Source organism: Paenibacillus sp. 2KB_22 (genome assembly GCF_052115745.1).
GTDB lineage: Bacteria > Bacillota > Bacilli > Paenibacillales > Paenibacillaceae > Paenibacillus.
This window is the reverse complement of record NZ_JBFRHG010000004.1, coordinates 309,526-332,643: the sequence shown is the minus strand read 5'-3', so window position 1 is coordinate 332,643 and position 23,118 is coordinate 309,526. Positions and strand designations below refer to the sequence as shown.

The following is a 23,118-nucleotide window of genomic DNA, read 5'->3' as shown; positions in this document are numbered from 1 at the left end:
AAAGGGATTAAATCTATGAGCAAAGCTGCAAATGATATTCTTCAACAGGAAGTGGACAAACGCCGGACGTTTGCCATTATCTCTCACCCGGATGCGGGTAAAACTACATTGACCGAGAAACTGTTGCTGTTCGGGGGCGCGATTCGCCTTGCGGGAACGGTAAAAGCTCGGAAAGCCAGCAAACACGCAACAAGTGACTGGATGGAAATTGAGAAACAACGGGGGATCTCGGTTACTTCTTCCGTAATGCAATTTGATTACCTGAACCATCGCGTTAACATTCTGGATACACCGGGTCACCAGGATTTCAGTGAAGATACGTATCGTACACTGACGGCTGCCGACAGCGCGGTCATGTTGATTGACGTGGCGAAGGGTGTCGAGGCACAGACGATTAAGTTGTTCCAGGTATGTGCGAAGCGTGGGATTCCAATCTTTACGTTTATCAACAAACTCGACCGTGAGGGTAAAAGCCCATTTGACCTGATGGAAGAACTTGAAAATGTACTGGGTATTCGTTCCGTTCCAATGAACTGGCCAATTGGTACAGGTCGCGAACTATGCGGTGTATATGACCGGATGAAAAATCAGGTGGAGTTGTTCCAAGGGGACGATCACTCGACAATTAAAGTTCAGAAAGTAGACGGTTATACAGATCCAATTATTCGTGAGATGGCAGGAGAATATCTGCATGATCAGTTAATTCAGGATCTGGAGCTTTTGGACGTTGCGGGAGATCCGTTTGATATGGAGAAAGTTCAACGCGGCGAATTGACGCCTATTTTCTTCGGTAGTGCGATTAACAATTTTGGTGTGCAGACTTTCCTGGAGAACTTCCTGGAACTGGCACCGAAGCCTGAACCACGTCGCAGTACGGCAGGAGAAATCCAGCCAACGAATGAGAAATTCAGCGGTTATGTATTTAAGATTCAAGCGAACATGAACCCGGCACACCGGGATCGTATTGCGTTCCTGCGTATTGTATCAGGCAAGTTCCAACGCGGAATGAGTGTGAAGCATACTCGTGTAGGTAAAGAGATCAAGCTGTCACAGCCACAGCAATTCCTGGCACAAGACCGGGATATTGTCGAAGAGGCATATGCCGGCGATATTATCGGTTTGTTCGATCCAGGTATCTTCCGGATTGGCGATTCATTAAGCCAAGGCAGTGAGGTTGTCTTTGAGGAGTTGCCAACGTTCTCGCCAGAGATTTTTGCCAAAGTTACCGTAAAAAATGCGTTGAAACATAAACAGTACCAAAAAGGGATTGACCAGTTGACGGAGGAAGGAACCATTCAGGTGTTCCAGACGGCAAGTTTCGACGAGACGATTCTCGGCGTAATTGGTCAACTGCAGTTCGAGGTATTTGAATACCGTATGAAAGGCGAGTATGGGGTAGATGTGCAATTGCAGCGCATGCCTTATCAGTTCGCTCGCTGGATCGTGGACGAGAATCTGGACGCAAGCAAATTCCGGATTAACTCTGCGCTTGTGAAAGATAAAAAAGGAAATTATGTAGTGCTCTTCGAAAATGAGTACGCCATGAGAACGGCTATGGATAAAAATCCTACAGCCAAGTTCCTGGAGACTGCACCTTAAGTGCAAGCAGACAGACAGACGTAATCTGGCTAATCATTGAAGGGTTGGTTGGATGTAACAAGCTGCTATCTTGAGGTAAAGCTTGAACAAAATAAGATCCCTCCGCCGGTTGGCGGAGGGATCTATTGCTATACACCTTACTTCGAGGCGGGTATGATCCAGCCGAATAAGGGAAAGCTTTCTTTTGCAGACAGAACAAACGGTTTGATGGTTACCTTACCCTCCAATGCTTCGGTTAGCGAAGCGGTTGAACGGGAATGGTGTGCAGATGCTCCTGCGCAATTTGAATGAGTTCTTCCTGCTTGGCAGGTTCTGTGTTCTTCCAGATCATCTCGAAAATGGCGCCAAGTCCAGGTAAAGCAGCTTCCGGTCCATCTACTGAACCTTCAATCATCTCCCGGAGCTGATCATCACTCTTGTCATGAACTTTATGAACAATCGCTTCACGCAGGCTTAATGTAATGGGCATCGCAATTCCCTCCTCGTATATTCGGCTGCTCTTATACTGTTCCCTGGGAAGCGCGAGCGCATTCAAGTTTATCGGGCTTTGTGGTATACTACGAAGGATTATTTACGTTAGCATGGGTATCCGTAATGATGCGTCATGCTGAAGTGCAGCGGGAGGTTAAGACCCTAATGGCCAAGAAACAGTATGCCGTAATTGGCATGGGACGGTTCGGATCAAGTGTTGCCAATGCACTGAGCGGTATGGGATTCGACGTGCTGGCAATTGATGCGGACGAGCAGCGGACACAGGAAATGTCCAATGTGGTGACTCATGCGGTATCGGCAGATTCAACAGATGAAGAAGCGCTGCGTGCGCTGGGCATACGAAATTTCGACGTTGTCGTTGTGGCAATTGGTGAAGATATACAGGCGAGTATTCTGACAACCTTGATATTGAAAGATATGGGTGTACCGGTGCTAATCGTAAAAGCTCAAAATGAGCTTCATGGTAAGGTGCTGCAGAAGATTGGAGCAGACAAGGTGATCTATCCTGAGCGGGATATGGGATTACGCGTAGCCCATCATCTGACCTCGCCTAACATACTGGATTACATTGAGTTATCTGAGGATTACAGCATTCTGGAGATGAGAGCTTCCGAGCAAATGATCGGCAAAAACCTGATGGAATTAAACATCCGTGCACGTTTTGGATGCAACGTCATGGCGATTCGTAGTGGGAACTCGATGAACATCTCGCCGTACGCGGAGGACCGGATTGAAGCTGGTGATGTGCTGGTCATTGTGGGTCACAAGGATCATTTGACGAAAATGGAGCTTGCATATCCGAAGTGATGGATGCAGATGGGAAGGATGGAAAGATGGATATTGTATCACCGCAAAATACACGTGTAAAAGAATGGGCACAGCTGCTGGAGAAAAAGCATCGTACCCGTCAACATAAATATATCATTGAGGGTATTCATCTGGTACAGGAAGCATTGCGCGCCGGAGCAGATCTGGAGTGTATAGTGTACGACGGAGAGCAAGGCGTACCTAGCGAACTGGCCGGGCTTGAAAACCCGCTGCAGCGCGTGGACTGGGTCAGTGTATCTCCTGCGGTTATCGCCAAATGTACGGATACGATGACACCCCAGCCTGTATTTGCAATTGTGCATAAAGGCAGTGAGCCACTGGAAAGCCTCATTGGCGGAGCGCGCGGGCTTGTCGTGGTACTGGACGGAGTGCAGGACCCAGGGAATGTAGGGACGATTATCCGTAGTGCGGATGCAGCTGGAGCGGCGGGGGTCGTACTTGGCGCGGGCAGTGCTGATGTGTATAACCCCAAGACGATTCGCTCGACGATGGGGTCATTGTTTCATTTGCCCATTGTGGAGGGCCAGTTGGAATCCTTGCTTCCCGAAGCGAAGGCTGCGGGCGTGAAGCTGGTTAGTACTTCTTTGCAGGCAGAGCATTCATGCTACAGTTATGATTTTACGCAATCGGTATGGCTTGTGATTGGCAACGAAGGCAAGGGTATCTCGGATGCTACGGCACGCTTGGTGGATGATGCGATTACAATTCCGATGCAGGGACAGGCAGAGTCGCTTAACGCAGCAATGGCGGCAACGATTTTGTTGTTTGAGGCGATGAGGCAGCGGATGGTGTAGGTAGTAAAATAAATATCTTGCTAAACTAAACGTACAAAGGCTGGATACGGATTGAAGATTGATGCAATCCAATTTCCAGTCTTTTTCTATTCTTATTTAAGTTCGTTCCAAGTAACTTCTCTGTACAAAATAATTCTTTACTGATCGTTCTAGAAATGATATGCTAACAGCAAGTTAGATCTAACTGTGTTTTTTTTTGCACAATAAAGAACGATCGTTCTCAAAACTAAAATCACTTTAATCTAAAGAATACGAGGGAGAGAAATAGGATGAAATACACCGTAATTACAGGAGCAAGCTCAGGGATTGGCTATGAAACGGCATTGGCATTTGCAGCACGGAGCAAAAATTTGATTTTGGTGGCAAGAAGATTGGATAAGTTGGAAGAGCTTAAATCCACCATTCAGAGTATCGATCCTAAAGTAAGTGTTATTGTTCACACAAGTGACCTGTCTGTTACGGCAGAGGCTTACGCACTGTATAACGATTTGAAGGAATATGAAATCGAGACTTGGATCAATAATGCAGGGCTTGGAGAGGGCGCGTTCATTGCTGAACAGAATCTGGATAAAGTGGAGACCATGCTGCGTGTTAATATCGAATCCCTGACCATTCTTTCTACACTGTATGTGCGAGATTATGCGAATGTCGAAGGCACGCAGTTGATTAATGTCTCCTCCGCACTTGGATATGCCATTGCTGTAGGCAGTGTTGCTTATTCTGCATCGAAATACTACGTTAGTGCCTTCACCGAAGGACTTGCCAAAGAACTGGAACTGAAAGGTGCAAAACTGAAAGCGAAGGTGCTTGCACCAGCGATCACGGAAACAGAGTTTGTACAAAAATCAATCGATGCTGAAGGATTTGATTACAAAACCAATATGTCCAAATACCATACAGCTAAAGAAATGGCGGGCTTCATGTTAGATCTGTATGATCGCAACGATGTGGTTGTGGGGATTGTAGACCAAAACTATGATTTCCAACTGACAGGTGCAATCTACCCGGTGATTTCAGAACTAGGTTAATTCAGAAGCATCCACGAATACATCTTTTTACCAAATTTCAAATAAGAAGAGGAGTACATCCCATTGGAAAAGATATGGAGTAAAACAAAGATTGGCAACATGGAATTGCCTCATCGACTAGCGATGGCGCCCATGACACGCAGTCGGGCGCAAGAAGATGGTACACCTGGAGAGTTGGCTGCACTTTATTATGCTCAGCGTGCGACCATGGGACTCCTGATTACGGAAGGTACACAACCATCTGATGACGGACAGGGTTACTTGTGGTCACCTGGCATCTATACTGACAAGCACATTGATGGATGGAAAAAGGTAACGGATGCGGTGCATGAAGCTGGCGGATATGTATACATCCAATTAATGCATGCTGGTCGCATGTCACATCCGGACAATACCCCGCATCATCGTCAACCGGTTGCTCCATCTGCCATCGCACCGGGTGTAGAAATGTTTACGGCTACAGGGATGCAGGATATCCCCGTTCCCCGGGAATTGAGTCAGGAGGATATTCAAACGACCATCGCCGATTTCCGTAAAGCAGCAGCCGCAGCGATCGAAGCAGGGGCGGATGGCGTCGAAATTCATGGAGCCAATGGATATTTGATCAATCAGTTCTTCGGAGAGAATTCAAATACGCGGACAGATGAGTATGGCGGGTCCATTGAAAATCGTGCTCGCTTCGCAATTGAAGTAACGAAAGCCATCGTGGAGGAAATAGGTGCAGAACGAACTGGCTTCCGAATTTCGCCTGGGACACCACTGGGCGGTATTCAGGATGGTGAACAAGGTCCGGAACTCTATCGCTACATTGTAAAAGAATTGGCTCAATTGGATCTGGCGTACCTTCACATCATGCATCTTGGAGACGAGAACCTGCTGCAAGACATTCGTTCGATCTGGCAAAACCCATTGTTGGTTAATCGGGCTGGAAGAACATTGGATGATCTCAGCGTAGATTTGGATCGTGGTCTCGCCGATCTGGTACCTGTAGGTGTATGGTCTTTAGCTAATCCGGATTTGGTGGAACGTCTTCAACAAGGTGCATCACTGAATGAAGCAGATCCTGCAACCTTCTTTGGTTCAGGAAGTAAAGGGTACACAGATTATCCTACGTTGGATGAATTGAAGTCACAAGAGGGGCAACACTAGCACAAACCATGGAACATGGTGTACAACTGAACATTGTGCGCCATGTTCCTACATAAGTTGAACGAATCATATACACGATAACGTAGAGGACAGAAAGAACCTGAAAAAGCGAAGCGTTCGCCTTTATCACCGGATTTTCCCTTTAGAAAGGGGATCAAAAAAATCTGGGGATAACAGCGATTGGAGGGTTGTTCTGTCATCGTAGTGTCAGTGTAAATAATCTTTAGTTCAACTTATATAGCCTATAAGCAAAGGACGAGGATCAATGATGAGAGCAGCTCAAATAGAGAAATACTCCAAAGAAATCCAAGTGGAGATTAATAATATTGATATACCGCAGATCCATAGCCATGAGGTCCTCGTCAGAGTAAAAGCTGCAGGTGTAAATCCGCTGGATATCTTAAATATGAATGGCAGTGTCCGGATGATTGCCGACTATTCGTTCCCTCTAACTTTAGGGAATGAACTCTCTGGTGTCATTGAAGCTGTCGGTGATGATGTACTGAAATTTAAAGTGGGGGATTCTGTCTATGCCAGATTGTCTCTGAATAAAATTGGTGCTTTTGCTGAATATGCAGCTGTACATGAGGATGCTTTATCCGTTATGCCTGAAAATCTGTCTTTTATCGAAGCTGCTGCGGTACCTCTTACAGCCTTGACCGCTTATCAAGCATTGCATGATGTACTTCGAGCTGAACCGAATAAAAAGCTGTTTATACCCGGAGGAACTGGTGGTTTCGGTGCGATGGCTATCCCGATTGCCAAGTCCATGGGGCTAACAGTGATTACAAGTGGAAGCGAAAGAGGCAGAGCACGTGCACTATCTATTGGAGCAGATCAATTCATTGATTATAAAACCCAACATTATGCTGACATCCTGTCCGATATCGATTATGTCATTGACACCTTGGGTGTGGATGAAATCAAAGCTGAACTGAGTATTTTGAAACCACAGGGGAAATTAGTTTCTTTGAAAGCAGGACCCAATTATCGCTTTGCAGCGGACAGTCAATTCCCGTTGTGGAAAAGAGCATTGTTTGGTCTTGTAGGTGCACGCCTGGATTCGTTAGCGCGTAAGAACCAGAATGAATATCGTTTTTTATTTGTGCACTCCAGTGGGATTCAATTGCAAGAGATTACAGCTCTTGTAGAAAAAGAAGACATTAAGCCTTCGATCGATTCCACGTATTCGTTTGATGATATTGAAAAGGCATTGATTAAAGTATCCACGGGTCACTCCCAGGGAAAAGTCATTGTTACCTTTTAAAGGCTCGTTAAGATGATGCTCATGCTATTCAATGTTCGTTTTCTGAACAGGAGGAAAGTCAATGGCGAGAAGCAAAGAGTTCGAAGAGTCTGTTGTTCTGGATAAAGCGATGAGACTTTTTTGGAAACAAGGTTATGAAAAGACGTCTATGACGGATCTGGTCCATCATATGGGAATTCATCGCAAAAGCTTGTATGACACATTTGGTGATAAACATACTTTGTTTCTGAAGGCAGTAGATCTGTATGAACACAAAATCAGCTCCGCCCTTGCGGTAGGTGTAAAACGTTCTACAACCGCAACGGAAGCACTTCAGTTTATATTTGCTTCTTTAATTCATGGAGAGGAACCACCAGCATCAGGCTGCTTCATTGTCAATTCTACCGTCGAATTGGCGGCACGCGATGAAGACATGAACAACCGATCGACGGAGATGTTTGCGAATACGGAGAAACAAATCAAGGACATGATTGTGTGGGGGCAGCAAGAAGGTGAATTCACAACGGAATACAGCGCCGAGGTCTTGGCGGAATATCTGCATAATGTAGGCGTTGGATTAAGGGTGATGGCCAAGACTTCGATAACCGAGGAAAAACTTCTTCGTATAGCGACGCTATCCATGGATCTCATACTCAGGTAGTCTATTTTTTCACCATAAAAGAATGTTCGTTCTAATATGGGCGTTACAGATGAAACATATGTTATAGAAGAGAGAGGAAGGTAACGACATGAAAAAGACTGTTCTAATCACAGGGGTCTCCGGTGGGATCGGTAAAGAGTTAGCAGATCGATTTGCCAAAGGTGGACATCATATTGTGCTGGTTGCACGAAGCAAGGATAAAATACAGGATCTAGCTCAGGAGTATCAGAAAAAGTATGGCATTCAGGCGACGGTTATTGCCAAAGATGTGGCGGCACCTGGGGTACCACAGGAGATTTATCATGAGCTGAAGGAAAAGGGGATTGTTGTTGACTATCTTGTCAACAATGCAGGCTTCGGTCTGTTCGGGACGTTTATGGAAACGGAACTGGAACAAGAAGTCAATATGATTGACGTGAATATCAAGGCTTTAACCATCATGACCAAGCTGTTCTTACCGGATATGATCCAACGTGGGCACGGCGGCGTGATGAATGTGGCTTCGTTGGTAGGTTTTTTCCCTGGACCGATGATGTCCGTATATTATGCAACAAAGGCATACGTGTTATCGTTCACCGAAGCTTTGGAGAATGAAGTAAGCGGAACGGGCGTTACGGTAACGGCACTGTGTCCAGGCTTGACATCCACCGGCTTTGTTGATCGTTCGGGTATGGGTGTCTCGAAGATGTTGCAAGGCCCTATCATGGAAGCGGGGCAGGTGGCTGAAGAAGGGTACCAAGGTTTCTTACGTGGCAAGACGTTAATTATGCCTGGTGCTCGGAACCGATTCATCGCGTTTATGCCGCGGTTGTTGCCGCGTAAGATGATGACTCGCATGATAAGATCCACACAGGACAAGACAGGACATTAAACATTATAAAAGGAGCTGGTCGATTTGATCTTTTATGATTCCCCCAAGCAAGCGTTTCATGGAATGAGGAAAGTAAGGTAGTTATTTTGCAATGGAAGAGCTTTGCGCAAGGTGAACATTATCGTACACCACTAAATAAATTGTTGGAGTTAGCGGTGCTAAAACGCTCGAATAAGGCGTTATACGATAGCCGTCACTTGGCCGTTATTTCGCCAGATGACCAAGAATGGGTTGCACAAGAGTGGTATCCGAGATCACTTGAAGCAGGACTTAAGTATTCAGCATTGCTTGTTCCCCATAAAGCGATAGCTAAATCGAGTGCAAACCGAATGCTCTCAGGAATGGACATATCCAATCCATCTCAAGAGTTTCATGACATAGATGAGGCATATCATTGGCTGGCAACCGTAAAATGAGAAGATAGCAAAACATCATTTGCATAATTCAATTGAGTTCTGTAGTAATAAAGCAATAAGCTTCCCCCAATTCGCTCGTTTAACTGGCTCCTTCATCTTGTCTTTTGCGACAAACATACACAAAAACAGGAGGGAAGCTGAAGGGTTCAAATTGAATTTTCTCAATTTCAAATAACTCAGCTAATTGTTTCTTCATATGAAGTGAGTACTGGTATAACACTAACGTGCCTCCTGGTCGGAGCGCTGTATGGATCTGTGACAGGATATTTTGTCTCATTTCTCTGGAGAAATTAAAAAAAGGCAGTCCGCAAATGATACTATCCAACTGTTGCACATGTTCTTGATTGATTCTTTTCAACAGATAGGATGCATTCGAATGGAACATGAATTCAGGATATGTTCTCTTCAGATTACTTCTCATTTTGGGGTCTCTTTCAAATAAAAACACGGTTGCTGAGTTCGGTAAATGTGCTCTCATGAGACGTGTGACAGCGCCTGTTCCTGGCCCCAGCTCAGCAATGCTTCTAACCTCATCCCATCGTACAGACTGGACAATTTTACGGGCTAGAAATTTGGAACTGGGCAGGACACTGCCTACTCGTTTGGGATTCCTCAGAAATCCTTGCAGGAAAAGAAATGGTTCGGGTGTTTTCATCGTGGTATCCTCCATGATTGAATTCATTGATGGTTCACTTGATGTTGGAAGGTAAGCTTAGTTGGAAGATAAATACGTTAAGTGTATGTTGCAGTGTTAAAGTCCCCTGGTGTAACTCCGCAATGTTCCTCGCAATAGAAAGACCCAGACCAGATCCTGATTGAATACCTTCGCTATTCCTCGAATAATCCACCTTATAAAAGCGATCAAACAGTCTGTTTTTTTGTTCTATCGTTAGTGGCATGCCTTTGTTCTCTACTTCAATGGTAACGTGATTATGCCGCACACTCATTCGAACATGAATCGTACCTGGTTTAAAGGAATACTTCAGTGCATTCATGAGAAGATTGTCGATGGCTCGTGCAATCTTATCACTATCCAGGGAGACCATGATTGGAGCATCGCCGAGTTTTTTCTCAATATGAACCCCATTCTCCTGAGCTAAAGGCTCGAATTCAAACAACAATTGATCCAATAGCTGACATAGGTCAACCTTTTTCAAATCCAATTGGGTATCTACAGAGGTAAGACGTGTGTATTCAAATAAATCATCGAGTAACTTCTTCAAATGCGTTGCTTTGTTATAGGTATTCTGGATGAAGCGGTCATACTCAGCTTTGTCTTGAAATGATTCTGATTTGAGAAGTTCAATATATCCAATTATGCTGGTTAGCGGTGTACGCAGGTCATGTGAGATGCCCGTGATCATGTCCATCTTGGACTTCTCCAATTCACGCTCCTTGCTCATCTGTATCTGCAACTGTTCAGTCATATGATTAATGTTGGAGGCAACCCGGCCCAGTTCATCTTGTCGAACTACAGGTACCCTGTAGTTTAAATTACCTTCAGATATAATTTGAAGCCCTTGCTCCAGTGAAATGATGTCTCTTACAATTTTTCGTGTGGAAACCAAGAAAGTAAACGTAAAGATTAAGATAAATATAGGTGTCAGAATATAAGGGAAGTAGTTGAGAAGCCAGTTCCATTCCAAACCTTCACTGATTTTTGCCATAATCGTAATAAGAATATTATTGATAGTCACTGATCCGACAATTGAAATTACAAAACTGATAACCATTCGATTGAGGATATGAATCTGTATCTTTTTCGTTTGCTTGGATTGCTGTAATCGTTTAATCAATTTTATAACCCACTCCCCACACCGTTTTAATATACTGAGGTTCTCGTGGAGTCAATTCCAGCTTTTCTCGCAGATTACGAATATGAACCATCACCGTATTATCGGAATAGCCATAAGGTTCTTTCCATACAGTCTCGTAAATCTTCTCAGAGCTAAATACTTGTCCGGGATGACTCGCAAGTAACACCAGAATGGAGAACTCCAGAGGGGTTAGTGAAATGTCATTCTCTTTTAACTTTACTGAATGTTTGCTTGTATCAATGACAAGGTCCTTAATGAGGATGAGTGAACTCAATTCCGGTTTCCCGATCAATGTTTGACGTCGGAGCTGAGCCTTAACGCGAGCCAGTAATTCTAGCGGATTAAACGGTTTGACCATGTAATCGTCGGCCCCGGTAGTCAGGCCTGTAATTTTATCAATGTCTTCTTCCTTGGCGGATAACATAATGATCGGAGTGGTTGATACTTCTCTTATTTTGAAGCAGGCTTTGATTCCGTCCATAATGGGCATCATGACATCCAATATGACGAGTTGGACCGATGTTGTATTGATAACATTTAGCGCTTCCTCACCATTGGCTGCTTCAATGACCTTATATCCTTCGTTACGTAAATAAACATGAATGACATCACGGATATCGGGTTCATCATCAACAACAAGAATGGTACTCATGATTTAACACTCCTTTTATGACCTGTTTTAAATTAAATATTTAATTCTTATAAATAGAATAACATCAGTGTAAACGATAGCCAGGAATGTTTAAATTGTTTCCTTTTTGCGACAGACATAAACGAACGCAGGTGGAATATTCAAAGGCACTAATTCTATTTTTTCGATGATAAAGTGTTCGGATAATAACTTTTTCATTTGAAGTGAATATTGAAAGGCGATGAATAATCCTCCGGGTTTGAGTGCCTTATGGATCTGCTCTACCAACGTATTTCTTAATTCAGGCTCAAAGTTAAAGAAGGGCAACCCGCTAAAAATGTAATCCAATTGCTGAACGCCCTCTTGATTCATGGATTCTACCAATCGAGCGGCGTCTGGATAACAGGAGAACTCCGGGTATGCTGTCTGAAGATTATTCCTCATTGTGTCGTTCATCTCAAACAATAACACTTTCGTTGAACCCTGCACCTGTTGTTGAATATAACGAGAGATGGCACCGGTACCCGATCCAAGCTCGGCAACTGCTTTTGCCTCCAGCCAAGAGGCATGATTCACCATTTTGTTGGCGAGAAACCGGGAACTGGGAATGATGCTGCCAACATGTTTGGGGCTTTGAAGAAAGCTTTTCAGAAATAATAGTGGTTGATTGGAATTCATGTGTGTGGTTCCTCCGTATATGTGATGGTGTGTTAGCAAAACCAGTTAGAAATGTAATAATTGAAGCGTGGATAAAATGGGACCGCCGAAGTAGATTCCCGCTGTAAAATACGTTATGGTCCATAACAAAGCACTGGAATATGAGATTAGAGCAAATTTTCGATAATGCACGCCGCTCATTCCAATAAGTAAAGGGAGAACATATCGCACAATTGGAATGAACAAACCGATGCACATCGCCCATTTGCCACTCTTATTCATAATCAGTTCGGCCTTGACGAAGTGTTTATGATGTTGAAATCTGTGCTTTATCTTGGTTCCAAATAACTTCCCTGCTAAATAAGCAAAGGTAATGGCCGTTAATAGTCCTGATAAAATACAGAAATATGTGATCCACGAATTGATAACTCCCGTGTGGCTTAAAATGGCACCGCTGATAATCGTGATCTCATTCGGAATGGGAATGCCGAAAGGCCCTAATGAGAAGGCAAAATAAAAAATCAGATATCCATACTGATGAAGCAGCTCTAAGATCGTATTACTGATCATTGTTTTGCCTCCTCTCTTGTTGATATTGCAAGCATAATGAAAAAAACTAAGGAATTAATGAGCATATTTCTGAAGAAAAACTAAAGATTACATAAGCAAAGCCAAACAACTAGATTTAAGAGAAAAAGCCTTGCCCATGTACTGGCAAGACTTGAATAGGTGGATATTCAGGAGCATCAGCACGGAATAGATGCGCATAAATGAAGAGCCGAGACGTCATAATGACGTCCCGGCTCTTCTGTATGTCCCATGAAAAGCGACTATATTCGGAATCCATTTATTGTAGGAAATAGAACCAGCTAAATTTTATGCTTGCAACAACAAACAAAGCTATCCATCCCCATAGAAACAGTAAACGTAAAGGTCGTGGAATCAGTAAATATTCTGAGTACAACTTGGTGAAAAAATTCATCATAGTTCCATCCTCCGCTAGGTTACTCTCCAAATCATATTAAAGACTTAAAAATAATCTTATAATTCAGATGCGTTCCATCCATTTATATCAAAAATAGGTATATTATATCATGAAAAACACCAATAAGTTCGTAGGGTTTAGAAATAATCAATTAATTCGAACGATATGATGCGGGCATGCCAATATATAGTGTAAGGAGGAGGGGGATGGATAATGAGTGATCAAGATGAGTACATAAAACTTGTAACGTTAATACGTGCGGGGCATGAAGAAGCATACGGAGAATTATATGAGAAAACAGTAACGGGAGTATATCGGACTGTACGGTTTCTCATCGAGGAAGAGTCTGACGCGGAGGATGTGGTCCAGGAGATTTACATTCAGGCGTATCGATCATTGGCGAGATATGATGCCGAGCGTACCTTTCGTCCCTGGTTGATGGGTGTGACGATGCGACAGATTCAGAGTTATCGACGCAAAAGGTTGATGCAGTTTCGGTTTGGCAAGCGGATCGAAAAATCTGACGTGGGATTGGAATATGATTTTTCCACTGATCTGGTTAACAAACTGGCAAATCGTCCACTGTTGGAACAGGTGCGTGGTTTGCCGTACAAGCTGCAGCAGGTGGTCACACTTCATTATTTGAATGAATATACGCAAGAGGAGATTGCTGGCATATTGGAGATTCCACTTGGAACCGTCAAATCACGCATACATGCGGCGCTGGCGAAGTTGAGACAAAAAGAGAAGATGAATCCAAGGTTGCGGGGAAAGGTGGAGGATCTGCATGAGACTCGATGAACAGTTGCGAACAGCCTACCAGGAAGAGACCAAAGACTGGTCCGTTCCTGCGAGAATTAAACATAAAATGATGGATGGTATACGAAGTGATTCTCACATCAGAAGAAATCGAAAAAAATGGCTGGTCACCGGGCTATTGGCTGTTGTACTCATTATTCCCACCGGAGCCTACGCAGGGTACACCTATCTTGCAGACGGAATATATGGTTCACAGGAAAATATCACTGCTATGGGGGGAACCGCTGAGGATTATATGAGGTTGGAAGCAAAGCTGCAGACGGCCAAGGCCCATTTCAGTGAAGAAGAATTTGTTCAATATATGGACCTGTTGAAACAAATGGGGCAAATGGCGGTGAATCATGCTGATTCTCAGGGAAACATGCATCCAGAGCAGTGGAGTACAGTGGAGCAAGAACGATATAACCTTCTTGTAGCTGAGTTGGAACCGTTTTTTGAGAAGCTGGAAGCTGTGAGTGTGGGGTCCTCCAAAAAACTGATGGATGAGCAGCAATTCTGGACAGAACAGTTAAAACGGGCAGAGGAGACATTTACCAAGGAACAATATGGAGAGTTCAAGGCTGTCTATGAACAAATGAAGAAATATGAAGTTATGGTGATAGACAAGGATGGAAGTTTCCATGAGGAACGTTTGTCAGCGGAGCAAAGGGATGATTTAAGGCAGTTAGAGAGACGTCTAATTCCCTATTTGAAACGATTGGAGCTCAATGTGCGTTGAGTCAGGCGAACTATTTCTTCCCCTGCACCTTCAGCCGATATTGATGCGGTGTAGAACCTGTGGCAGTGCGGAATACTTTGCAAAAATAGGAGGGGCTGGTCATACCGACACGGTGACCGATTTCGGGAACGGTGAGCGAGGAACGGGTGAGCAGCACACAGGCATGACGAATGCGGGTAGCTTGAGCATAAGCAACGATGGTGGTGCCGGTCGCTTTTTTGAATACATGAGATAGATGATAGGGGGATAAATGAAGTGTATCTGAGATATGGTCCAAACGGAAAGGCTCCTGGTAATGCTGCTCAATCCATTGCATGATGGCTTCGGCATGAGGGTGAAGAATGTTACCACTGGTAGAGAGCACATCTTGGGAGCGGTTTTGCTGCACGTTTTGCCACAGATAGCGAAGTTGTGCGAGCAGATCCAATAAAAAGAGGCGTGTATCTTCCTCTACTTCGTGGGGAAGCAGACCTGGATACGTATCTGCGTATTGTTCCATTCGTTGAACGAGTGGGGAAGTGCCAGCAAGTCGGATGGGCTGAATGGGCGATTGCTCTCCCAGCAGATCCTGTATGAAGTGGTGAGTAACGATAAATTGCGACCAATATGTCTTCAGTAGATCAAGCTCAACCATGAGTACATTTCGAATGAAAGGCTGCTGTCTGGATACCTGAATCTGGACGTGGTGCAATTGAAAAGGTCGAAAAATCATGAGCGTACCGGGTTCAAGGGAGAAAACCTGACCTTCGGTTATCAACTGCCCGTATCCTTCGTGGATATAGGTTATCTCCATCTGGGAATGAGCATGGAACACTTCACGAGACGTAGTGTTGGATGTACGACGACAGGCCAGATTAAATTGTTCTCCCAGGATGATGGACATCATGAATACCTCCCTTATCATGCGCAATATAGTTATATTTTACCACAAGATGAACGCATAAAAGCGCTTTATTATTGTGTATTGTGAAGGAAACAAGGGAGGTATGTAACGATGTTAAGAGTGGCGATTATCGGAGCAGGTGCAATTAGTGGGGCGCATATCTCAGCATATTTGGCATTCCCAGAGCGATGTCAGATTGTTGCTGTGGTGGATATTTACGTGGAAAAAGCACAGAAGCGAATTAACGAATATGGACTGAAAGGTGCACAAGCCGTTACGGATTACACAGAGCTACTTGCGCAAAATATTGATCTAGTATCCGTCTGTACGCCGCCGTATACGCATGCTTCAATTGCGTGTGATTTCATGCAAGGAGGTGCACATGCGTTGGTCGAAAAACCGATTGCTTCTTCCCTGGAGGAAGCGGACCTGATGTTGAAAGTAGCGCAAGAAAGTGGCAAGTTACTATCCGTGGTAGCACAGAATCGATTTACGACACCAATGATGAAGTTAAAAGGTGTGCTGGACAGTAAATGGATGGGGCCAATTGTACATGTGCAGGTTGATTCATTCTGGTGGCGGGGCCACAATTATTATGATCTGTGGTGGCGCGGTACATGGGAAAAAGAAGGCGGAGGTTGTACCCTTAATCATGCGGTGCATCATATTGATGCGATGCTCTGGATGATGGGACCTCCGGTGGAATTGCAGGCCATGATGGCGAATACGGCACATGATAATGCCGAAGTTGAGGATATATCTATGGCGATGCTTCGCTTCCAGGAAGGGGCCCTTGGCATGATTACCAGTTCCGTCGTACATCACGGAGAAGAGCAGCAATTAATTTTTCAGGGCAAAGAAGCCCGGGTGTCTGCACCTTGGAAAGTAGTTGCTTCTACCGCGCGGAATAACGGATTTCCAGAACCTAATCGAGAGTTGGAACAACAGATTCAAAAGCTCGCTGACGAATTGCCGGATGTTACTCATGTCGGTCACGCTGGGCAAGTGGAGAATGTGTTAAACGCGATTGAGACAGGATCTCCCCTTCTGGTGGATGGCCAAAGTGGCCGGAATACGCTTGAACTGATTGTAGGCATCTACAAATCGGCAAGCACCGGAGAAAAGGTTATTTTTCCACTAGGGGCGGAAGACGCATTTTACACAAGAGAAGGAATTATGCAACATGCCGTACACTTTTATGAAAAAAAGACGACGGTGGAGAACTTCGAGGATTCGAGTATTACGCTCGGGAGTAAGTTGGATTTGTAGTTTTTTACGTGAAAAAGATGCCTTCTCACATTACAGTGAGAATGGCATCTTTTTTTGATCTATCTTCCTTACCGTTGATTTGATGTTTGCATGGAAAAATCAGTGCTCTTTTTACTTCAGCTTTTGAGTGTCTTGGACCACAGAAAAAGGGATCAAATGAAGCGTTATCATAATTAGCGGATTTACGCCATTTGTAGTATTAGGAGAAAATGATGAAATGAATTAAAAAAAACATTTCAAGCATGACTTCGAATTAGATTATATGGCGGCACATGTTCACTTATCCAAATCGTATGCTTTCCGCATTTTTTGCCAAGAGACAGGTAACTTCATTTCGGACTATGTAACAGCTTGAAGCTTGAAAACAGCCTATTTGTTGCTTGATACAACTACGCTTTCGGTGAAGAGATAGGCAGGCGTGTCGGTTCCAAAATGGATCGTATTGCATCTAGTTATTTCCCCAATGAGCGGGGATGACCCCGCTACAGTATCAGCAACAATTTGAACAGAGCAGTAAGCTTGAATTTGGATTGCGAAAAAATAGCGTTATTACGTACCTATATATAATTAGTATTCACCGTTTGAATTAAAGAAATCCCGGATGCGGATTGCACTAGCCAGTTGCTAAATGCGATACTCCACCTCCGGGATTGCAAATCGGGACCTTCAAGTTATATAAACAATATGGATTTCTCAAAAGGTTATAGCCACTTATCAGCCCAACGTTCCACAGCGCTTAGTGCTCTCCCCAGTTCCGTGCCTTTACGTGACAACATATATTCAGTCCGAACTGGACGTTCCGTGACCACATGGCGAACCACAAGTCCTTCTTCCTCCAATTCCTTCATTCGCTCATTTAATACACGTTTGCTCAAGTCAGGGATATAAGCGTGAATCTCACTGAAGCGTTTGGGCTCCTCCATCAATGCATGAATAATGAGGGCTACCCATTTTCGGCCAATGATCTGATAAGATTGTTCCACTTTTGTGCATATTTGCTTGGCATTCTCATCATCGCTCATGATTGTACTCCTTTGATTTAGTATTGCCTGTAATATCATTAGTATACTTATTGTAACCTACTTGTCCACAGGCCATATGTGTAAAATGTCACATACCAATTGTTGTTAATCTTACCACATAAAGCGTTATCATCAAATAAAAAGCCTATAAACACTGGAGTTCACAGGTTCGACACGATTATTGACGAATTGTGACGACAGGTGTAATATGGGTAACGTTAATTCAAATGGTTACAATTTATAACCTAAATACAGGTTGTGGAGAGAAGGAATGTTCCATGGTTAAATTCAGGTGTGTTATATAAACGGAGGCAAGGCGGGGACGACACCCACTTATTCCGTCTTTTGTCATGCTTGGATTTGAACATTTTGCAACATCATATACTATACTGCACAGATCACAGGAGGCACTCCAATGGATGCAATGACATTTGTCCTGTTCGGGGCAACAGGCGATTTAGCCAAACGTAAGATTTACCCTGCATTATATAACTTGTACATGGATCAGAAAATGCCGAAATCCTTCTCCGTTATTGGTTTGGGACGGCGTGAATTGTCGGATGCGGACTTTCAGGCAAATGTAGAAAAGTCACTTCATGAATTCTCTCGTCAGACCCCTGAAGAAGCATCTCAGGTTCGTGATTTCATTGGCGCTTTCCGTTATTGTTCTTTAAATAATACGAAGCTTGAAGATTACACCAAATTGTTGGAACTCGTTCAACAGCGTGAACAAGAGCTTAACATTCCCGAAAATCGCATGTTCTACATGTCGGTAGCACCGGAATTCTTTGAGCCGATCGCATTGAACATTCAAGAAAGTGGCTTGGGTAACACCAAAGGCTGGAAGAAACTGATTATCGAAAAACCTTTCGGACACGATCTGCAATCGGCTCGTGATCTGAACGAGAAACTGAGCAATACCTTTGCGGAAGAAGAGATCTATCGCATTGACCATTTCCTTGGTAAACCAATGGTTCAAAATATTGAGACGCTCACCTATGCAAATCCGGTAATTCAAGCGTTGTGGTCTAACCGCTATATTGCCAATGTACAGATCACGGCAAGTGAGACGGTGGGTGTTGAAGAACGTGCTGCGTATTACGACCAAAGTGGTGCGCTTCGTGACATGTTCCAAAACCATATGCTCCAGTTGCTGATGATGATTGGTTTGCATCTGCCAAAACGTTGCACACCGGAAGAAATTCAATTCAAAAAACAAAAAATTGCTGAAGCGCTTCGTCCTTTGACGAAAGAAAATATTGCCTCTGAAGTTGTTCGTGCGCAATATGCAGCAGGTGAATTGCAAGGTTCCTCGGTTGTTGGATATCTGGACGAGCCTGGCATCCCTGCCGGATCTCAGAACGAGACCTATGTTGCCGCAAGACTGTGGATCGATGATCCATTCTGGAGCGAGGTACCATTTTATATCCGTACAGGTAAACGTCTGGCTGAGAAATCCACGAGAATCGTGGTTGAATTCAAATCGCCACTCAAAACGGGTCATGAATCCGAGAACACAACGGAACCTAACCTGCTTACGATTGAAATTGGTCCGGGAGAAAGTATTTCCCTTCAATTAAATGCGAAGAATCCATTGAACCATGGTGAAGTGGAACCGATGCATATGACCTTCAACTCAGGCAAACGTAACATCCCTGAAGCGTACGAGAATCTGATCTTTGACGCTATGCGTGGTGATTCCACCTTCTTCGCTCACTGGAACGAAGTGGAGCTGGCATGGCAGTGGGTTCAACCGATTCAGGAAGCATTCGAAGCGGGCAGCGTGCCACTGGATACGTACAGTGCAGGTTCGAATGGACCAGATTCAGCAGATCGCCTGACAGCCGAAGATGGCTACCGTTGGTGGTAAGTGAAACGAAAAAGTGAGCACAGAGATAAGAGCGGTATAATCCGTTCTGCTCACGAATGAACATTTTGCAAAATCCAAATGCGTCTTCCAAGCCAGCAGGATGTAGAACGACATGTTTCTATTCATCTAGAGCGTTTATCTTTGGGAGCGAACTGGATCGATAAAGCAAAATGCTGATATATATGAAGTATTTATTACGAATTATACCGTTCCAATTTTGCATAAGCCCTTCCGGTTATGTGGCCGGAAGGCCGTGAAAATTTTTGAATATAGATTAGCTGCTCAGTTTTGAAAATGGGTTGGCTTAAACGCTGAGAATGTAGTGTAGGGGACGAAATCGATTCTGTAGAAGCAAAGCGTTCGCCTTTATCCCCGGATTTTCTCCTATATAGGAGATTCAAAAAAAATCTGGGGATAACAGCGATCAAAAGAACGATTCGTTACCGGAACGGTTACTTCGCCAAACGTTAAGCACTTATTTTTAATATTGAGCGCACATGAAATTTAAACAATGTTCATAACAGGAGGATTTTAAAATGAAACTTGGACTAGTCGGATTAGGAAAAATGGGATTGAACCTGGGTAGAAACTTGATTGATCACAAACATGAAGTGGTTGCTTTTGACCTGAACGCTGAAGCAGTAAATGAAATGAAAGAATACGGCGCTGAAGGCGTATCTTCTTACACAGAGATGGTGGCTTCGCTCGAATCCCCACGTGTTTTGTGGATCATGGTTCCTCACAACGTGGTAGATGCTGTATTGGCTGAAGTTAGCCCATTGTTGTCCAAAGGCGACATCATTATCGAAGCGGGTAACTCCCACTACAAAGAGTCCATCCGTCGCTATGAAGAATTGAAACCACAAGGCATTCATTACATGGATGCAGGTACATCTGGCGGTATGGAAGGCGCACGTAATGGAGCATGTTATATGATCGGTGGAGATCCTGAAGCTTGGGCCATCGTTGAACCGGCATTCAAAGATACTTCCGTAGAGAACGGCTACCTGTATGCTGGTAAAGCGGGCAGCGGTCACTTCCTGAAAATGGTTCACAATGGTATCGAGTACGGTATGATGGCATCCATCGGTGAAGGTTTTGACGTATTGGAGAAAAGTGGATTTGATTTCGACTTCGAACAAGTCGCACGCGTATGGAACAATGGTTCTGTTATCCGCTCTTGGTTGATGGAGCTGACAGAACGTGCCTTCTCCAAAGATGCGAACCTTGATGAAATTAAAGGCGTAATGCATTCTTCCGGTGAAGGACGTTGGACGGTAGAAACGGCATTTGACCTTCAAACCGCTACACCGGTTATCGCTTTGTCCTTGCTGATGCGTTATCGTTCCCTGGAGACAGACACATTTACAGGTAAAGTGGTAGCGGCATTGCGTAATGAATTTGGCGGTCACGCGGTAGAGAAAAATTAATTTCATATATAACTGTTAACATATGATGGACATCGGGTAATAACTTATATCGTGTTTACGAATTCATCAAGTGGAGGGAACATATCATGAAATTTTTCTTGGATACAGGGAATGTGGAAGAAATCAAACGGATCGAACGTCTGGGTCTGGTGGATGGAGTCACGACTAACCCGTCTTTGATTGCCAAAGAAGGTCGCGTATTTAAAGAAGTCATTCAGGAGATCTGTGGCGTTGTTAAAGGCCCGGTCAGTGCTGAAGTTATCGGTCTCAAAGCCGAAGATATGTTGAAGGAAGCTTATGAAATTGCAGAATGGGCACCGAATGTAGTTATTAAACTGCCGATGACCGAAGATGGGCTGTATGCTTGTCATGAGTTAACGCAAAAAGGGATTAAAACCAATGTAACGCTGATCTTCTCTGCGGCACAGGGTCTGATGGCGGCGAAAGCCGGTGCAACTTATATCAGTCCATTCGTTGGGCGTCTGGATGATATTGCGGTGGATGGTATGAAACTGATTCGTGATCTACGTCTTATTCTGGACATGTATGATCTGCCTTCCGAGATTATCGCAGCAAGCATTCGCAATATCAAACACGTCGAAGATGCAGCCCTTTCTGGTGCCCACATTGCCACCATTCCAGGTTCGCTTCTGCCGACACTTTGGAAACACCCACTGACAGACAGCGGGATTGAACGTTTCCTGAAAGACTGGGAATCTGTTCCAAAATAAATGGCTACCAGTGCCCAAGTTTTTGGGCGGTCTGAACATAAAACCTTTCGCTTTGCAGAGGAATCTGCGGGCGAAAGGTTTTTTTATCTCGGTTTACCTAATTTCCGATTTCCGGTTAGGTTAGCCAATTAGGAGCTACTTGTCCCTTTAATGTGTTGTTACTTTCTGTGCAGTGTCCACGTACTGTCCTTCTTTTTCGGGACAACGGTGCATAAGGTTAACTATAGCCTATAGCTCATCCCGCAGGGGAGGGACACTTCGATGATGAGAAGAAAATGGCGAAGCCGGAAACGCCGTAAGCCGCCAAGCGGCAAGCGCAAAATGTGGTTGATCATTTTATTGGTCACTGCGTTTTGTTTGATGCAGGGCTTTGCTTATGTGGATAAGAAAATGAAGCCCCCCATCATGCACTTGGCCAAGATCAGAGTGAAGCAGATTGCCACCGAAGCGATCAACAAGGCGATTACAGCACAGGTTGCAGATGGCAAAACCAACGAAGGATTGATTGATTGGAAGACGGATACCGCCGGGAAAGTGTCCGGTTTCATGCTGAACTACAATGAGCATATGCGAATCACCGCAAGTACGATGAATATTGTGCAATCCACACTGCAGAATGTACACATGTTAAAAGAAAAAATTCCACTGGGGCAGGCACTGGGCAGTCCGGTGATGGCTTCATTTGGCCCGAGTATACCGGTTCGTATTGAGCCCCAAGGCGCTGTCAAAGTGGACCTGAACACCCGTCAGCAAAATGCGGGGATTAACATGATTTTGGTGGAAGTGTACATTCACATCATTGCTGAGGTCGCGGTCGTGGTGCCCTTCGACATGGAGCCCGAAACGGTCGATACGGAAATCCCGATTTCCTACCTTCTGGTTGTCGGGGATGTGCCGATGTATTATTACGATAATCAGGGCAAGCCGGTAGGCAGTAACGGAAGTAATGCCCCAGCTATTGCGCTGCCATCAGGTCATACGGGTGTTTCAAGCGGTAATGGAGTGACTACGAATCCCCCTAGCCAGAACCAGCAACAGACGCCGTCAGACCCTTTGCAAGGGAACGAGCTTGAACAATTTGAGCCGGATGATCTGCCTGATGTGAATGGGGGCTTGCAGTCTAACAAGGATACGCAGCCGTGATACACAAATTTTAAATGCAAAGCCAAAAAGGGGCCTCTATCCAAGAGGTCCCTTTTTTT

At 44.4% G+C, this 23,118-nt stretch carries 24 protein-coding genes; 16 read left to right on the top strand and 8 right to left on the bottom strand.

Going from position 1 to position 23,118, the window contains the following annotated elements:
* Positions 1-15: 15 nt before the first annotated feature.
* On the top strand, positions 16-1,599 hold the full coding sequence (locus tag AB4111_RS23890) for a peptide chain release factor 3 (protein WP_339237639.1): 1,584 nt from the start codon (positions 16-18) through the stop codon (positions 1,597-1,599).
* A 235-nt stretch (positions 1,600-1,834) separates the two neighbouring features.
* Here AB4111_RS23890 and sspI read toward each other — a convergent pair whose 3' ends face one another.
* The gene (gene sspI / locus AB4111_RS23885) at positions 1,835-2,068 is read right to left on the bottom strand and encodes a small acid-soluble spore protein SspI (RefSeq protein WP_036673259.1); all 234 of its coding nucleotides are present in this window, start codon (positions 2,066-2,068) and stop codon (positions 1,835-1,837) included.
* Positions 2,069-2,196: 128 nt separating this feature from the next.
* Between sspI and AB4111_RS23880 the strand changes: the two genes are divergently transcribed.
* From AB4111_RS23880 to AB4111_RS23845, 8 genes are all read left to right on the top strand, one after another.
* A complete protein-coding gene (locus AB4111_RS23880) occupies positions 2,197-2,898 on the top strand; it encodes a potassium channel family protein (protein WP_278299144.1) in 702 nt (233 codons plus the stop codon).
* Between the two features lie 26 nt (positions 2,899-2,924).
* The gene (locus AB4111_RS23875) at positions 2,925-3,713 is read left to right on the top strand and encodes a TrmH family RNA methyltransferase (RefSeq protein ID WP_442033487.1); all 789 of its coding nucleotides are present in this window, start codon (positions 2,925-2,927) and stop codon (positions 3,711-3,713) included.
* Between the two features lie 269 nt (positions 3,714-3,982).
* Positions 3,983-4,741, top strand: coding sequence for an SDR family NAD(P)-dependent oxidoreductase (locus AB4111_RS23870; protein ID WP_442033486.1), 759 nt, complete (start codon positions 3,983-3,985; stop codon positions 4,739-4,741).
* Between the two features lie 63 nt (positions 4,742-4,804).
* Complete coding sequence (locus tag AB4111_RS23865; protein WP_442033485.1) at positions 4,805-5,890, top strand: alkene reductase; 1,086 nt, start codon at positions 4,805-4,807, stop codon at positions 5,888-5,890.
* 268 nt (positions 5,891-6,158) lie between these two features.
* Positions 6,159-7,157, top strand: a complete 999-nt coding sequence (locus AB4111_RS23860) for an NADP-dependent oxidoreductase (RefSeq protein WP_442033504.1) — start codon at positions 6,159-6,161, stop codon at positions 7,155-7,157.
* A gap of 61 nt (positions 7,158-7,218) precedes the next feature.
* Positions 7,219-7,797, top strand: a complete 579-nt coding sequence (locus tag AB4111_RS23855; protein WP_442033484.1) for a TetR/AcrR family transcriptional regulator — start codon at positions 7,219-7,221, stop codon at positions 7,795-7,797.
* 88 nt (positions 7,798-7,885) lie between these two features.
* Positions 7,886-8,668, top strand: coding sequence for an SDR family NAD(P)-dependent oxidoreductase (locus tag AB4111_RS23850; protein ID WP_442033483.1), 783 nt, complete (start codon positions 7,886-7,888; stop codon positions 8,666-8,668).
* An 86-nt stretch (positions 8,669-8,754) separates the two neighbouring features.
* Positions 8,755-9,084 carry a hypothetical protein gene (locus tag AB4111_RS23845; RefSeq protein WP_442033482.1) on the top strand — a complete coding sequence of 110 codons (330 nt, stop codon included), beginning with the start codon at positions 8,755-8,757 and terminating at the stop codon, positions 9,082-9,084.
* A gap of 79 nt (positions 9,085-9,163) precedes the next feature.
* Here AB4111_RS23845 and AB4111_RS23840 read toward each other — a convergent pair whose 3' ends face one another.
* The 5 genes from AB4111_RS23840 to AB4111_RS23820 form a co-directional block, all read right to left on the bottom strand.
* A complete protein-coding gene (locus tag AB4111_RS23840; protein ID WP_442033481.1) occupies positions 9,164-9,739 on the bottom strand; it encodes a class I SAM-dependent methyltransferase in 576 nt (191 codons plus the stop codon).
* A gap of 34 nt (positions 9,740-9,773) precedes the next feature.
* The gene (locus AB4111_RS23835; RefSeq protein ID WP_442033480.1) at positions 9,774-10,880 is read right to left on the bottom strand and encodes a sensor histidine kinase; all 1,107 of its coding nucleotides are present in this window, start codon (positions 10,878-10,880) and stop codon (positions 9,774-9,776) included.
* Entirely contained in the window at positions 10,873-11,553 is a 681-nt protein-coding gene (locus tag AB4111_RS23830) for a response regulator (protein WP_442033479.1), read from the bottom strand. Before AB4111_RS23830 ends, AB4111_RS23835 begins: the two co-directional genes overlap by 8 nt.
* A 90-nt stretch (positions 11,554-11,643) precedes the next feature.
* A complete protein-coding gene (locus AB4111_RS23825) occupies positions 11,644-12,210 on the bottom strand; it encodes a class I SAM-dependent methyltransferase (protein WP_442033478.1) in 567 nt (188 codons plus the stop codon).
* Positions 12,211-12,255: 45 nt separating this feature from the next.
* Positions 12,256-12,759 carry a DedA family protein gene (locus AB4111_RS23820; protein ID WP_442033477.1) on the bottom strand — a complete coding sequence of 168 codons (504 nt, stop codon included), beginning with the start codon at positions 12,757-12,759 and terminating at the stop codon, positions 12,256-12,258.
* 628 nt (positions 12,760-13,387) lie between these two features.
* Between AB4111_RS23820 and AB4111_RS23815 the strand changes: the two genes are divergently transcribed.
* Both AB4111_RS23815 and AB4111_RS23810 read left to right on the top strand, forming a co-directional pair.
* On the top strand, positions 13,388-13,975 hold the full coding sequence (locus AB4111_RS23815) for a sigma-70 family RNA polymerase sigma factor (protein WP_442033476.1): 588 nt from the start codon (positions 13,388-13,390) through the stop codon (positions 13,973-13,975).
* A complete protein-coding gene (locus AB4111_RS23810; protein ID WP_442033475.1) occupies positions 13,962-14,711 on the top strand; it encodes a DUF3600 domain-containing protein in 750 nt (249 codons plus the stop codon). Before AB4111_RS23815 ends, AB4111_RS23810 begins: the two co-directional genes overlap by 14 nt.
* Positions 14,712-14,721: 10 nt before the next feature.
* Here the strand turns inward: AB4111_RS23810 and AB4111_RS23805 are convergent, their stop codons facing one another.
* Positions 14,722-15,597, bottom strand: coding sequence for an AraC family transcriptional regulator (locus AB4111_RS23805; protein WP_442033474.1), 876 nt, complete (start codon positions 15,595-15,597; stop codon positions 14,722-14,724).
* A 108-nt stretch (positions 15,598-15,705) separates the two neighbouring features.
* On the opposite strand from AB4111_RS23805, the gene AB4111_RS23800 reads away from it, so the two are divergent.
* On the top strand, positions 15,706-16,863 hold the full coding sequence (locus AB4111_RS23800) for a Gfo/Idh/MocA family protein (RefSeq protein ID WP_442033473.1): 1,158 nt from the start codon (positions 15,706-15,708) through the stop codon (positions 16,861-16,863).
* Positions 16,864-17,564: 701 nt separating this feature from the next.
* On the opposite strand, the gene AB4111_RS23795 is transcribed toward AB4111_RS23800, so the two are convergent.
* Positions 17,565-17,885, bottom strand: coding sequence for a winged helix-turn-helix transcriptional regulator (locus AB4111_RS23795; RefSeq protein ID WP_036605715.1), 321 nt, complete (start codon positions 17,883-17,885; stop codon positions 17,565-17,567).
* Positions 17,886-18,300: 415 nt separating this feature from the next.
* Between AB4111_RS23795 and zwf the strand changes: the two genes are divergently transcribed.
* The 4 genes from zwf to yunB all read left to right on the top strand — a co-directional run bounded on the left by zwf (position 18,301) and on the right by yunB (position 23,059).
* Positions 18,301-19,755 (top strand): glucose-6-phosphate dehydrogenase, encoded by a 1,455-nt coding sequence (zwf, locus tag AB4111_RS23790; protein WP_442033472.1) that lies wholly within the window; start codon positions 18,301-18,303, stop codon positions 19,753-19,755.
* A gap of 536 nt (positions 19,756-20,291) precedes the next feature.
* Positions 20,292-21,185 (top strand): phosphogluconate dehydrogenase (NAD(+)-dependent, decarboxylating), encoded by an 894-nt coding sequence (gnd, locus tag AB4111_RS23785; protein WP_442033471.1) that lies wholly within the window; start codon positions 20,292-20,294, stop codon positions 21,183-21,185.
* A gap of 86 nt (positions 21,186-21,271) precedes the next feature.
* Entirely contained in the window at positions 21,272-21,916 is a 645-nt protein-coding gene (gene fsa, locus AB4111_RS23780) for a fructose-6-phosphate aldolase (RefSeq protein ID WP_036605718.1), read from the top strand.
* A gap of 261 nt (positions 21,917-22,177) precedes the next feature.
* Entirely contained in the window at positions 22,178-23,059 is an 882-nt protein-coding gene (gene yunB, locus AB4111_RS23775; RefSeq protein WP_442033470.1) for a sporulation protein YunB, read from the top strand.
* The last annotated feature ends 59 nt before the right edge of the window (positions 23,060-23,118 follow it).